Source organism: Arthrobacter echini (genome assembly GCF_008107445.1).
GTDB lineage: Bacteria > Actinomycetota > Actinomycetes > Actinomycetales > Micrococcaceae > Arthrobacter_D > Arthrobacter_D echini_A.
In genome coordinates this window covers 833,605-847,617 of record NZ_VSLD01000001.1, presented here as the reverse complement: position 1 = coordinate 847,617, position 14,013 = coordinate 833,605, and the positions used below count along the sequence as shown (strand labels likewise).

Below are 14,013 nucleotides of genomic sequence, written 5' to 3'. Positions count from 1 at the left end.
CCGGTTCGTTTCCATGTTTCACATCTGGACGTGCACCGGGCATTAAATCGAACGGACTTACGGAAATTGAGGCGCGTGCCGTGAGTAGGTCGACGTGGCCAGCTCACGGCAGGCTGTCGGTATATCGGAGGCGCACTGGCTTACTGGCATTTTTGCCTCTGTCTCCGCCACACTCCGGGCGGTTCAAGTCCCGGGTCGGCAGCACTTAAGCGATGACTGGCGGTAGGAGCTGTTACCGTTCGGGCATCATCACTGAAATCTGGGGGAATTATGTCCAACTTCTCATCCGGTGCGTCGCCCGAACCCGCTCAGCCAAAAAAGCGACCCGCGGGATTCACTCGCCATGTCTGGGTGGCTTGCGCGTTACTTCTTCTCATCGCGCTCCTACCCACGAAAGGGTTCCTTTTCAGTCTGTTGCTTGCCGCAGGCGTGATCTGGATCCTTTTGAACGTCGTTAAGCAGTACCGGCAAGCCTTTGGTGTATCCGCCGAATCAACCAGTGTGAGCGCTGAGAAGACTTATCGGACAAACATGGGCGCACCTCCTGTTCCGGCGAAGGGACTGAAGCAGTACGCCGATGAGGTGTACCGCGCCAATGCCCAGATGCTTGCCGACCTCAATCGGTACGGCGTCATGGACAGCTTGGCCAAAGAACGCCACGACGCGGAACTGACCGCTAGTATCGCCAAAGCTAAGCGAGACTTAGCCGCCGCGGAAGCCCAGCTCGCTGTCGTGCGCAACGACGTACTAGACGTTCGCCAGGTAGCAAAGCGGCACAACGTCGGTTTCTACGATTATGAACACCCGGCCGAGACGTCCGTGAAGCTTGCCGACGAACTAGCTACCGTCCGTGCTCACATCAAGAACAAGCTGCGTGAGAAGACCGCCGTGACCACGGTCTCCGGGTTCACGTTCAACGGATCAGCCCGGGAGGGCGATAAGTTTGTGCGCGACCTTTCTGCGCTGCTGCTAAGGGCCTACAACGCTGAGGCCGAGAACTGCGTCAAAACCGTCAAAGCAGGGAACCTCGACACTGCTCGCGCCCGACTCGAGAAGTCACGTGAGCAGATAGCAAAGCGAGGAACCATGATCGGGTTGCAGATCACCAGCGCCTTTCATCGACTTCGAGAGCAGGAAGTAGAGCTGGCCGCCCGGCATCTCGAGGCATTGGCTATTCAGAAGCAGGTTGAAGCCGAAGCACGCGCTGAAGCACGCGAGACAGCGAAGGCTCAGCGTGAATGGGAGGCACTCAAGGCAAAGCAAAAGAAGGAAGTAGATCACTACTCCAACGTCCTCGCCCAGCTTCAAGCCACCGGCGATCTTGAAGGCGTCCATCGTGTCCAGGAACAGCTCGAAGAAGCAGAAGCAAAACTCGCCGATGCCGAGGACAACGCCCTCAACACACGAGCAGGCTATGTGTACGTCATCTCAAATCTCGGTGCATTCGGTGACGGCGTCGTGAAGATCGGCATGACACGACGGCTGAACCCCATGGAGCGCGTGCGCGAACTAGGCGATGCATCTGTCCCCTTCCTGTTCGACGTTCACGCGCTTTTCTTCTCAAAGGACGCTGTCGGAATCGAGACGATGCTTCACCAGCACTTCGCGACGCAACGCGTCAATCTCGTGAACTTACGCCGTGAGTACTTCTACGCAACACCCGCATCCGTTCGAGAGGCCCTCGTCGAGCACCAAGTCGAACTCGTCGAATACCAAGAAGCCGCACCGGCAGACGAGTTCAGTACTTCTAACGAACTACGGAAGGCGCTTCAGCTCACTACAGCTTGACGAAGCAGGTGGGAGGGCATGGGCCTAGCGTCAAGCCCTCCCATGTCTGCTATCCCGTAATCGTGGCGATACGAGACGTCTCGTCCTAGGACTCCGCGTCCTGTCGCTGGAGCCGGATGCTCCAGGACCCGTCATTCTCATGTTCATGCCTTCAATTCACTAAAAGGCCTACCCAGCGTTTGGCGAAGAACATCGTAGGAAGCGCTGCGCAGCTACTCGGCGAGGTTATCCGCGCATCCGACGCTCGTGCACTCCACCCGCATAGCGACCGAGTTGCACGAGGGAGCTTCCCCTAGCTGGCAGGTAGCAGGAATCGCTCGCATAGGATGCCCCTCATGAGTCAAGCGTCGTGGGAGGCCCGGGCCGAATGGCCCTTGGCCGGAGCAGCCATCCTCTTTCTGGTTGTCTACTCCATGCAGGTGATCGGGCAACCCAACGGCACCTGGGCGGTGATCCTCCTAACTGTCATCTGGATCATCTGGGTCGTATTCCTCGTTGACTATGCTGTCCGCCTGTACCTGGCTGAGCATCGTCGCCGCTGGTTCATCCGTAACATCCACGAACTGCTCATCGTTGCATTGCCGATGCTTCGTCCACTGCGTCTACTGCGTCTGATCACACTCCTACGCACCCTTCACAAGGTTGGCGGGCACGCCTTACGCGGACGATTGGTCACCTATGTCATCGGATCCGTCGCGATCCTGTCTTATGTCGCGGCTCTGACAGTGCTGGACATCGAACGCATGGAGCCGGGCGCTAACATCACCTCGATGGGAGACGCACTGTGGTGGGCGATGGCGACAATCACTACCGTCGGATACGGGGACTTCTATCCGGTCACCATCGTCGGCCGATTGATCGCAACAGCTTTGATGATCGGAGGTATCGCGGTGCTCGGCGTCGTCACCGCTACTCTCGCATCCTGGCTCGTCGAATCTGTCGCCGCGGAGACAACAGCTGAAGTGGAATCCGGCGACCAGGCTCTGCAAAACGAACTCGCCGAGGTGAAGGAACAACTCCGACTCCTACTTGAGAGCAACAGGACCACGACCAGCGAGAAAACACCGAGCTGACAGCCTCCACAACCGCAAGCCTGCACCATCCCGAATAACGAGTTACCCGCGAGACATCCCTTTAGCGTCCGCGCATCGACGTGACGTTGCACGATGCCTAGACCACCGCACAACTCCGTTGCGAAAGCCCCAAAAGAACCCCACAACAACGCGATTCGAGCCCTTCTGCACAGTCGCAGTGGGGTGTACCCAGTGCAATAAGTGTCCTAAACCGCACGAGTGTAACTGTTCCGCGGTCCGTCGCTCGAAACCTGTGGGATTCAAGACACCAGAATTGTAAGACACTCCCAAAATATGGCTATAGGAAAAAATCCAGCTCGCCCTATGTGATATTACGCGAAACGACCATTCGGCTTTGCGTCAAGGATTTGGTGAATGAACTGGCCTCGGGACTGATTAATAGCCGTGAACTGTTCCCAAACTTCCGGCGGGCAAGCCGCATACCACCACTGAACACCTCCCTTCGGGAATTCCACGTAAATAGTCTCTGCTTCCGAGTCATACGCTTCCGCAACGATCCGACTTGAATTCACGGGCTGCCAGTCTAGGGTCACTTTGTCTCCTGCTCGTAGATGCCTCGCCATTTGGCAAGTGCTGGTCGTACATCTCTTGTGCCACAAAGGGATCGCCACGCATCAAGGGACGGGTCTTCAGCAAGTGGAAGTGGATCCGGTCTATTGAGGAGAGCTCGCGTCGGCAGCACTAGTGCTTCCCCGCTGATGATGGCCTCTCCTGTCCTCAAAGATGGAAGCGTTTCTGCCAGCCCTGCAACAGTGTCTGGAAGAGCAGTGCGAATCTTACTCTGATCAGCGCTATTGCTTAAGCGCAGGGCAATGATTGTGCCGCATTGCGCCATGGCTGTGTCGGGAAGATCGGAGGGGCGTTGGGTAACGAGCATGAGCCCAACACCATACTTTCGTCCTTCGCGAGCTATTCGATTGACTGCGTCACGCGCAATTGGGGCCGCTTTATCTCCGAGGTATCGGTGAGCCTCCTCCAACACAACGAGAATGGGACTGGGCCGGCCGATTCCTTCGGTTCCGTTCGGCGTCCTTATGGCCACATCAAAGAGGAGTTTTAAGATTACTCCGATTGCAAGTTCGGCAGCCGTATCTGGAACACCATTGAAATCAAGGACTGAAACCGGACGTATTCCTCCAATCCAAGCATCCACAGCCGCAACAAGCGGATCGGGTCCGTCGATAGTCCCTGATGGCTCTCGCAGAAAAGCTAGACGAGGGTCAAGTAATCCGAGTCGAAGTAGCTCCGGAGTATTGCCATGCAGGCCGAAACACGGACCCTGCATCGGCGGGCTTCCCGCCGGCCCGTGAGGGGTATACCTAGCAGGAGTTAGTGTCGCGGCATCTCCGGTGGTCTCGATGCACGCTGATAGGGCATCCCCCTTGGCTCGTCGAGTCTCCCTATTTTCTGAGTCCAGACGAAGCCAAACTTCGTAGATGTCGAAGGGCACAGGGGTGTCCGCGGTAATTGCGTCAGGATCGAGATGGAGCCATGAAGCCGCGAAACTGAACTGCCGTCTTGCCTCAGCAACCAAAGTTGACCACGTTTTTTGAGTCGTAGGACCGCCTGTGGAACCAGCGAAGGCTCGTAAAATATCCTCGGCAGGAAGGGCCCAGTAAGGTACGTTGAGCCGCTCATTCTCTCCCCCAAGTACGGACTTCACCGATGCATGATTGGCGAGTGCATGGGAGTACTCTCCGTGACTGTCGATGACTACGATGTTGGCCGCAGGCCAGTGCCCTTGTGCGAAATTCTGTAGTAGTGAAGCCACTGCACTGGTCTTACCTGATCCTGTTGAACCAACTACCGCCGAATGACGAACAACTAGTTTGTTTACGTCGAGAGCAACTGGAACTGCTTCGGAAGCGGACAACCGGCCCACGCGAATGTGTGATGTCGAGGGGTGAGGGTAGACCGCCTGCAGTTCTTCAGTGCGAGCGAAATGCACTGGATCATCCAAACCAGGATATGAGCCGACACCTCGCCTAAATTGCTTTGTACCCTTGTCTACCTCACCGAGAAGTTGAACTTGCAACCATCTTTCGCCCGCTGGCGACAAATCTTGAGGGCCGGGACCGGGCGTCAGTTCAGATATACCAACTAAAGTGACGGTGGCGATCAGGTCAACCATCCCCTGAGGCAACCGAACCAGAGAGCCAATTTGCCCGATTTGTTGGAGTTGTCCTCGATAAATTGGGGCAATCCCAGCAAGGCCAGGATCAAGTTCCACGGTTATTTGAGAGCCAAGCACATGCTTGACCCGCCCGACAAACGTTTCTTGTCTAGTTGACATTTAGACCGCTGAGTCCTGCTTGTTCCTCGACGCTCCAGGCAGGAGAACTGCGCGCTAAAAAGCCTGCTAATTGCCTAAAATCGCCTAGTTGACAAGTAGTGCCATCCCAAATGTCGGGGGGCAGCGCTATGCCCTCTGTCGGCTCTGCCCAGGGCGCCTGGAGACCTCCGATGATGGCCTCGGTTTGCGTGACGACCTGAAGATTCGGCGTCTTTCGGGCCTTTTCTGCAAGTTCTGCAGGAATTTCCGAATAGCAGAAGGCTATGAACTCTGAGCGTGGGCGTCGCGCGGCTGCGTCGAAGAACAGCTCGTTGAGATGTTCATCTGCCCAAGAGTAGCCCGACACGAGGAACAGAGTTTCCGGCTCATTAAGTGCACGTCGCAACCGATCTTGAAGTACAACGAAAGGCATTCGTCGCGACTCCTCATATTTTGCGTCGGAAGGAAAAATGGCGGCAATTTGATTGGTAGGAACGGGGTTCCCTAATCTCAAAACCTGGCCGGCTGGGTGGGTTTGATCCCAAGCCCAGTTCACGGAGCCGTGCAGCTTCCAAAGTCTTGCGTAAAACGATGGCAGTAAGACGTCAGAGTCAAGTTGCGTGGCTTCGACCATGTCCGTGCGAAATCGAGCTCTCAGAGACCCTACGAATCCATCGAAATATGGAACTCCGCGCGCTTCCAGTGCTGTTTCTATAAGACAATCGTAATTGACGGTAAAAAGCTCGACCGGCCGTGCGTAGTCAGCGCGCTCGACCCAAGCTACCAACTTGTCGACTGGACCCAAGTGAGCCTTAGCCGACGACAGCTCCTGAATGATGAGCTTACAAATCGCTACATCCAGCGCCTTAGCCTGAGCGCCAGTGAGGCCGTCGATAACATCCGCCCCCTCGACAACAGCTTGAACCCTCCTGAGCCGACTCAGCGCCTGCTCAAGATTGCGGGACGAGGTGATGCGCTTGAAAGCCTCGAGTTGTTCACCTTCCAGGCCAGCCAAGATCTTGGTGGTGAGGAGCGCAACATCTGGTAGGCCGCATGCTTTAGAAGTTCCGGCACCAAAGAAGGTGCAGACATGCCGCGACCTTGTAGCCAATTTAGCGCTGAGACCACCGGCAAAATACGCGACGTCGTGAGAGAGCATAAAACAGACCGTAGCTTATTTCCGAAGACAGGGACTGGCGTATCGCAACCGTAGGTACGCGATACACCTAGTCGAGACACCGCAACTCCCCCACCGTTTCAGCTTGGTCCCTGTCTTGCTACCATGCTCCATAAGTGGAAGCCCAGAAAGTTGATGTCACGGTTGGTTGCAAGACAGATATGGGCTCATTAATCTCACCCGAGCGTTTCGGTTACTTTCGGCAACCACTTCTGGGGTTGTCGTGCATTAATAGGTGAAGGAGTACGTGTGGGTAGGTTAATCGGATACGCCAGAGTATCGACCCGAGTGCAGGACACGGACCGGCAGGTCAAGGACCTCATCGCAGCAGGGGTCCGCCGCGATGACGTGTATGTCGACCACGGGATCAGCGGCGGGCTCTCCCGACGTCCGCAGTTCGACCGGGCCCTCGAAGCCCTCCACGAGGCTGACACTCTGGTCGTGACGACCCTGGACCGGTTGGGCAGGTCGACGGCGAACATGCTCACCCTCGCCGACACCTTCCGCGGACAAGACATCAACCTGCGGGTGCTGAATCTAGGGGGCGGGAACGTCGACACCGGAACCCCGATGGGGTCCATGGTCTTCACCGTCATGGCCGCCCTGGCCCAGATGGAACTCGAGATCAAACGAGAACGCGTCAACGACTCCAACACCAAACGCCGCGCCGCCGGCATGGATTTGGGAGGACGCCGGGAAACGTTCTCCGATAGTCAGATCAGCAACGCCCGCCGGCTTATCGAACAAGGCCAACCCGCCTCCCACGTGGCCCGGGATCTCGGCATGTCCAGGGCCACCCTCTACCGGCGTATCAACAACCTGGAAGCCCGAGACTGGCTAGCTACCCACCCCGTACCGATTCCTTCACCTCTTCAGGACGTCGCCGATCCTGGACCATCAGAACCAGTCAGTGTCTCACCTGCTGACCAGTGACACACCATGGACACCACCCTGCAAATTTTCTACCACCACAGTCTTTCTTATAGGAGGCCGTCCGAGGTGGACCGGATCACGACGTAATCTATGTGGTAGCAGGACAACCACACTTTCTAAGGACGGCGGGCCCAACCGCGGTTATGCTCGGCCAATGACACCCACAGCCTCAAAGGGGCTTTGATGCGCCCGGTGGATCCGGCATCATCCGGTGATGATGGCGGCTTCGTCATGCAAAACCATAATCACCTGATCGAAGCCCACCTGGACGACGGCCTCTACGTCGATGAAGCAGGTTTGGTGAGCTTCCGCACCGCCCTACGGGCGATCAACGGGTGGGAGAAAAAGCCGGTCCTCATCCATATGGGAGCCATTACCGGTGTCAGTCTCACCGTCCGGGAAAAGCTGAGCCTCTACACCCACCCCACACCCGTAGCGGTCATTGGCTCAACCCTCATGGACAAAGTCCTTGCTGCTTTTTTCCTCCGCTCCCCCACCCACGCCAAGTACTTCTCCTCCTACGACGACGCACTGCACTGGCTCATAAGCACACCCCCCTTCACCGCCCTGAAGAGCGGGGTCTGTCCGATAAACGGTGTGTGGGTCCGGCGTTTCATTAGTGGTTGGTTCGTTCGAACCGGTTCGCGAAGGTGATCGCGAAGGCGTTTAGCGCCAGCTTCCACCTGATGACCCAGCGTGCTCTGCCGCCGCCGGTCGGGTCAAGAGACCGGGTCACGAGATACAAACACTTCAGCGCTGCCTGCTCGTTCGGGAAGTGGCCCCTGGCTCTGACGGCCCGCCGGTAGCGGGCGTTGATCGACTCGATCGCGTTCGTCGTGCAGATCACCTAAGCGAATCTCCACGTCGTATTCGAGGAACGGCACGAATTCCGCCCACGCGGATTCCCAGAGCTTCACGATCGCCGGATACTTGGCACCCCACTCCGCGGCAAACTCCTCGAACCGGTCCTTCGCCGCAGCCTCGGACGGAGCCGTGTAAACAGGCTTAAGGGCTTTCACGATGCCGTCGCGGTGCTGGCGACCGGCGTAACGGAAGCTGTTGCGGATCAGGTGCACGACGCATTGCTGCACGACCGTTCGCTGCCACGTCGTCGTGATCGCCTCCGGCAGGCCCTTGAGTCCGTCGCAGACGGCGCTGAGGACGTCTTCGACGCCGCGGTTCTTCAGCTCGGAGAAGACCTGCAACCAGAACCTCGCACCTTCGCCTCCGTCGCCGGCCCAGATCCCGAGGATGTCCCGTTCCCCATTCGTGGTGACGCCCATGACCACGTAGAACGGAGTGTTCCGTACCTGCCCGTCGCGGACTTTCACCACAATCGCGTCCACGAACAGGACCGGGTAGAGCGGGTCCAGCGGCCGGGCGGACCACTCGGCCAGCTCACCGGCGACCTTCTCCGTGATCCTCGAGATCGTGTCCTTCGAGACCCTCGCCCCATAGACCTCTTCGAAGTGCGCCGCGATCTCACCCGTGGTCAGCCCGCGGGCGGACAGGGAGAGGACGATCTCATCGATGCCGTCCAGGCGCCGCTTCCGTTTGGGCACGATGACCGGTTCGAACGATCCGTCACGGTCCCGCGGGACTTCAATCTCGACCGGACCGATCTCGGTCAACACGGTTTTCGGCCGCGTCCCGTTGCGCATGTTTGCCGCGATCGGCGTCCCGCCGTGCTCGTGTCCGAGGTGCTCGGTCAGCTCCGCCTCGAGCGCTGTCTCGAGGACGTTCTTCGTGAGCTGGTTCAACAGCCCGCCGGGCCCGATTAAGCTCACACCCTGTGCCTTAGCTTGGGCGAGTAGCTGCTCGGCGATTTCCTTCCGGTCGATGATTTCTCCTGTCACAGGATCGATCATCGTCTCTGTTGCTTCGGTCGTGAAGTCGTTCACGGCCATCTCCTTTCGGATCAGGCCGGACCCTCACACACCGTTTTTCTTACAGTCCCTCTTTGAACAGCAAGGTGCAAACGAGCTCCGACCGATGCTTCATTCTGTAGCCAGCGGGCGGGCGGTGAGGCCGTTGACCTGGCCGGCGGGTTGGTAGGAGTAGCGGAACTCGGTGGGAGTGTAACCGAATGCGCTTTTGAAGGTGCGGGTGAAGTTCGCCGCGTCACCGAAACCCCAGTGAGCGGCGACGGCCGAGACCGTTCGTCCGCGGAGCAGGGGGTTGGCCAGTTCTCGGCGGCATTGGTGCAGGCGCTGGTGGCGAATCCATCCGCTGACTGTTTCGTCATGGTCTGCGAACAGTCTCTGTAGGAACCGGACCGAAACGTTATTATCCTCGGCTATCGATTCGACGGTGAGGGAGGGGTCGGTGAGGTGATTCAGAATGAATTGCTTGACGTGCTCGAAGAGCACCTCGCGGTTTGCTGTCGGCGAAGTAGTGGGTTCAATGGTGTGAGCGATGGTTGCTGAGATGAGACCTAGAAGTGCTTCAGACGCCGCGAAATTATAGGGAGCTCCGCCGGTATTGAGCTCCTGGTCCATGGAGGTCAACAGAGCCGATGTCATCGCGCCGAGGCCTTTGCGTCCGGAAATGCGGGCGGCGGTGACTTTCTGGAGGGCGTCGCGGCTCAGGTCAAGACTGGAAGCCGGAAACATGAGAACTAGCATTCGGAAGGAATCATCGAAGTAGAGGTCGTAGGGTCTGCTGGTGTCATACACGGCGAAGTCGCCGGGCGTTAGTGCGGCTTCACGGCCGTCTTGGGCGACGAGGCAGTAACCGCGCAGTTGCAACCCGAGTTTGATCATATTCGGGTCACTTTGGGCGATCATCCTGGTCGTGCGGCTGACCTGCAGGGGGGAACCGGCAACTTCACAGAGCTGAATGTCCCCCAGATTCTGGCTGATGAGATGACCATCGAAGGCGGCGGTGTGCACGGTCGATGCCTCAAGAGGAACGAAGGCGGTGTTCACCGCATCTCTCCACGCGTCGAACTTCTCACTGCAGGTAAGACCCGCCCCGTCGTGGATGTCGGGCAGCGCGAGAACGTTTCCTCCAGCCACGGCTCACCTCCCTGTGAAACTCCGGTGCTAGTCAACCACGCCTAGCTGGGGATCAGTGACGCAGGACACAACTGTGCGCGTAATGACAACGGGTGTGCATGTGAAGCCAAGGGATAGTTCCGGTTGAGCGAGAACACTGGTGAGGACAGAAGTCAGCTGTTTTCGAGGAGGGAAGCTTGGGCGGGTCACGAGTGGGTCGACCAGACCACATATGTGGTCCCGGACTTCTTCCTGATTACCCCGCGATGCTGGGCTCTGCCCTGGTGCTAAGCAAATCAGCAGCGACCAGGATTCATCCCTGTCTAGTGGTCAGGGAATTGTGCAACGGGGCTCTTAGCTCCACGTCCTGCTGTGCAGTGCCAACCGCCTCATTCAGCTCCACATTTCATTGACGAACATGGAGAACGCCATGACCACCGAAACCACGCGAAGTGCCATCACAACCGTAGAGGACCTACTCGCCGCCGTCCGACCGCTGGAGGGTGGTAGGGAGATCGAGGATCCGGCTACAGGGGAGGTCGTTGGCAGGGCCCCCGAGCACACTGCCGCGGACCTCGACGCAGCGGTGGCCGCTGCGCGAGCGGTTCAGCCCGGATGGGGGGCACTGACTCACTCCCAGCGCTCTCACTACCTGAACCTTGCCGCTGATGCCGTCGAAGCTCATGCCGAGCCATTGGCGGTGCTCCTGTCCCGCGAGCAGGGCAAGCCCTTGAATGGGCCGAACGCCCGTTTCGAAGTCGGCGCCTGCGCCGCGTGGTTGCGCGCCACCGCCTCGTTCGAATTGGAACCTGAGGTGCTCGTCGACGACGAGGGCGGGCTCGCCGAGCTTCATTACCGCCCGCTCGGCGTAGTAGGCGCGATCGGTCCATGGAACTGGCCGATGATGATCAGCGTCTGGCAGTTGGCTCCTGCCCTGCGCATGGGCAACACGGTGGTGATGAAGCCTTCCGAATACACCCCGTTATCTGTTCTCGCTCTTGCCCACGTCCTGAATACGGCGATGCCGGCAGATGTGCTCCACGTCGTATCCGGTGGCCGGGAAGTCGGCGAAGCCCTCGCTTCCCATCCTCATGTCGACAAGATCATGTTCACCGGCTCCACCGCTACCGGAAAGGCCATCATCCGCTCCAGCGCAGACACGGTGAAGCGCCTGACGCTTGAATTGGGCGGCAATGATGCGGGGATCGTACTACCTGATGCCGACCCGAAAGCGATCGCCGAGGACCTCTTTTGGGGGGCGTTCATCAATACTGGGCAAACATGCGCGGCACTGAAGCGGCTCTACGTCCACGAGAACATCTACGAGGATGTTGTTGTAGCCCTGGCCGGCGTCGCCGAAGCAATGCCCATGGGGGTGGGCCTGGATGAAAACAATGTCCTGGGACCCCTGCAGAACAAAGCTCAATATGACATCGTCGCCAACCTCGTGCGGGCTGCCACGGACGCAGGAGCCCGGGTCGTCGTCGGGGCCAACCCGCGAGCGGATCAACCAGGTTACTTCTACCCGACCACCCTCATCGCGGACATCGACAATAACAACCCGTTGGTGACCGAGGAGCAATTCGGGCCGGCGCTTCCCATCATCAAGTACTCCAATGTCGATGAGGCCATCGCTATGGCAAACGCACTCGATGTCGGCCTGGGCGCGTCTGTCTGGTCCGCGGATCCGGCGCAGGCACGAGAAGTGGCAGCGCGCATTGAGGCGGGAACCGTGTGGATCAACAAGCATGGGGCCGTCGATCCCCGCATGCCCTTCGGTGGCGCCAAGCAGTCCGGCTACGGCCTGGAATTCGGCATTGAAGGCCTTAAAGGCCTTGGGTCCCCGCAGGTCATCAGCGGCTGACTCCGTCCTCCGTCCTCCCGCAAAAGCAGCGCCAATCAAACCGAAAGCCAGCCATGACACCTCAGACACATCAGGATTTCGACTACATCGTCGTCGGCGCCGGATCTTCCGGCAACGTCATCGCCCGCCGGCTCGTGGACGCCGGCAAGCGGGTTGCCGTCCTCGAAGCAGGCGATCAGGACATCAACCCGAACATCGAGCACCTCTACAACCTTGGGGCCCTCTGGCACAGCCCACAGGACTGGGACTACTTCACCACCGAACAATCCGGATGTGCCGGCCGGCGGATCCACCTGCCCCGTGGCAAGGTCATGGGCGGGTCCCACGCGCTGAACGCCACCATCTGGGTCCGAGGCGACCGGTCGGACTACGACGGCTGGGCCGAAGCCGGATGCCCCGGCTGGGGGTGGAAAGATGTCCTTCCCGTGTTCAAAGCGATCGAGAACTATGACGGCGGCGCCTCGGACACGCGTGGGGAGGCGGGGTTGCTGGACGTGGTCCAGAACTTCAGCCGCAACCCCCTCCAGGAGGCGATGCTCGAAGGAGCCGTGGAAGTCGGCGTCAAACTCAACGAGGACTACAACTCGGGCGACGTCGAGGGTGTCTCTCGCATGCAACTCAACGTCCGTGACGGTAAGCGATTCAACACCTGGCACGCCTACCTGCGACCTGTCGTCGACAACTCGAACCTGACTCTGCTCACGGGGGCCCACGTACGTCGGCTGATCGTCGAGGACGGAACAGTGGCAGGCATCGAGTTCGAGCAGGACGGTGAAACCAGGACAGTGCGCGCCGGTGAAACGATCCTCTGCGCTGGAGCACTTAATTCAGCCGAGCTTCTGCTGCGCTCCGGGATCGGCCCCGCTGCGGAGCTAAGGCAGGCAGGCATCGAGCCAGTGCATGATCTGCCAGGAGTCGGCAAGAACCTACAGGACCACCTGCTGTCACCAGTCATCTTCTCAACAACGGAACCAGTGCCGGTCGGTGACGTAGCCCCCGCCGAGGTGCACTTGTTCTGGAAAAGCCACCCCGAACTGCCTGTGGCCGACACCCAGCCGATCTTCTTCTCCGTACCCATGTACTCGGAAGGCTATGCGCAAGGCCCGATGAGCGGGGCTGACGGCGGTTTCTCGATGCTCGGCGGACTCGTGCGGCCGCAAAGCCGCGGAGAAGTCACGCTCAGTGGCCCGAACCCCGAGGACCCCATCCGCATCGATCTCGGCGCCCTGACTGAGCAGGCCGACATCGACGCACTTGTCGCTTCGGTGAAGCAGTGCAGGGAGATCGGCCGGACCGCGGCACTCACCCCCTGGGGTGTTGAAGAGGTTTACCCCGGTCCGTCGATCGCGGATGAGGACCTGGAAACATACGTGCGCGAGTCTGTCGTGACCTACCACCACCAGGTTGGTACGTGCAGAATGGGCCAGGATGAACTGGCCGTCGTCGACCCCCAGAATTTTCGGGTACACGGCCTCGACGGAGTGCGGATCGCCGACGCGTCCATCATGCCGCTCGTGCCCACGGGCAACACCAACGCGCCGACCATCATGATCGCCGAACGCGCCGCCGCAGTTCTCGTCAACTCCACACCGGGCGCCCAAGGGGAAGCTACCGGAACTACAACCGCTTCGGTGACAACTTGACCTAGCGAGCAGGTGTCAGCTGCACACTGGCAGGCGAACGCTGACCGGCAGCAGAAGCAGGTAGTACCCCCTTTTGGCCTCGCTCCTCAGATTTCCCTTAGTGGCAAGGCCAAAAGGGGGCGGTATTGATGCTGGTCAGTGTCGCAGAAAACTGTCGGCATACTGGGCAAACTGGATTCAGCAAACCAACTAGCTAGGGTCTGTAACGTTTTCGGTGTTTCCGGCATTTTTGGTTAGTAGGTTTCG

10 protein-coding genes and 1 pseudogene are annotated in these 14,013 nt (G+C 59.0%); 6 read left to right on the top strand and 5 right to left on the bottom strand.

The window, feature by feature from the left end:
- Positions 1-270: 270 nt before the first annotated feature.
- Both FQ377_RS04055 and FQ377_RS04050 read left to right on the top strand, forming a co-directional pair.
- Entirely contained in the window at positions 271-1,788 is a 1,518-nt protein-coding gene (locus FQ377_RS04055) for an SNIPE associated domain-containing protein (RefSeq protein ID WP_148599904.1), read from the top strand.
- Between the two features lie 335 nt (positions 1,789-2,123).
- Entirely contained in the window at positions 2,124-2,861 is a 738-nt protein-coding gene (locus FQ377_RS04050; RefSeq protein WP_148599903.1) for a potassium channel family protein, read from the top strand.
- A gap of 332 nt (positions 2,862-3,193) precedes the next feature.
- On the opposite strand, the gene FQ377_RS15280 is transcribed toward FQ377_RS04050, so the two are convergent.
- The 3 genes from FQ377_RS15280 to FQ377_RS04035 form a co-directional block, all read right to left on the bottom strand.
- Positions 3,194-3,445, bottom strand: coding sequence for a KTSC domain-containing protein (locus FQ377_RS15280; RefSeq protein WP_148599902.1), 252 nt, complete (start codon positions 3,443-3,445; stop codon positions 3,194-3,196).
- Positions 3,412-5,013: an ATP-binding protein gene (locus tag FQ377_RS04040; RefSeq protein WP_222861827.1), complete on the bottom strand. Its 1,602-nt coding sequence runs from the start codon at positions 5,011-5,013 to the stop codon at positions 3,412-3,414. Before FQ377_RS04040 ends, FQ377_RS15280 begins: the two co-directional genes overlap by 34 nt.
- A 151-nt stretch (positions 5,014-5,164) precedes the next feature.
- Positions 5,165-6,313, bottom strand: coding sequence for an SIR2 family protein (locus tag FQ377_RS04035; RefSeq protein ID WP_148599900.1), 1,149 nt, complete (start codon positions 6,311-6,313; stop codon positions 5,165-5,167).
- Positions 6,314-6,580: 267 nt separating this feature from the next.
- Between FQ377_RS04035 and FQ377_RS04030 the strand changes: the two genes are divergently transcribed.
- Together FQ377_RS04030 and FQ377_RS04025 are read left to right on the top strand one after the other, a co-directional pair.
- Positions 6,581-7,264: a recombinase family protein gene (locus tag FQ377_RS04030; RefSeq protein ID WP_148599899.1), complete on the top strand. Its 684-nt coding sequence runs from the start codon at positions 6,581-6,583 to the stop codon at positions 7,262-7,264.
- Between the two features lie 192 nt (positions 7,265-7,456).
- Entirely contained in the window at positions 7,457-7,918 is a 462-nt protein-coding gene (locus FQ377_RS04025; protein WP_148599898.1) for a hypothetical protein, read from the top strand.
- Here the strand turns inward: FQ377_RS04025 and FQ377_RS04020 are convergent.
- Both FQ377_RS04020 and FQ377_RS04015 read right to left on the bottom strand, forming a co-directional pair.
- Positions 7,881-9,132 (bottom strand): annotated as a pseudogene (locus FQ377_RS04020) (IS256 family transposase). The gene FQ377_RS04025 and the pseudogene FQ377_RS04020 sit on opposite strands and share 38 nt — an antisense overlap.
- Before the next feature lie 129 nt (positions 9,133-9,261).
- A complete protein-coding gene (locus tag FQ377_RS04015) occupies positions 9,262-10,281 on the bottom strand; it encodes an AraC-like ligand-binding domain-containing protein (protein ID WP_148599897.1) in 1,020 nt (339 codons plus the stop codon).
- A gap of 409 nt (positions 10,282-10,690) precedes the next feature.
- Between FQ377_RS04015 and FQ377_RS04010 the strand changes: the two genes are divergently transcribed.
- The gene (locus FQ377_RS04010; RefSeq protein ID WP_395858458.1) at positions 10,691-12,124 is read left to right on the top strand and encodes an aldehyde dehydrogenase family protein; all 1,434 of its coding nucleotides are present in this window, start codon (positions 10,691-10,693) and stop codon (positions 12,122-12,124) included.
- Between the two features lie 53 nt (positions 12,125-12,177).
- Complete coding sequence (locus FQ377_RS04005; protein ID WP_148599896.1) at positions 12,178-13,767, top strand: GMC family oxidoreductase; 1,590 nt, start codon at positions 12,178-12,180, stop codon at positions 13,765-13,767.
- The last annotated feature ends 246 nt before the right edge of the window (positions 13,768-14,013 follow it).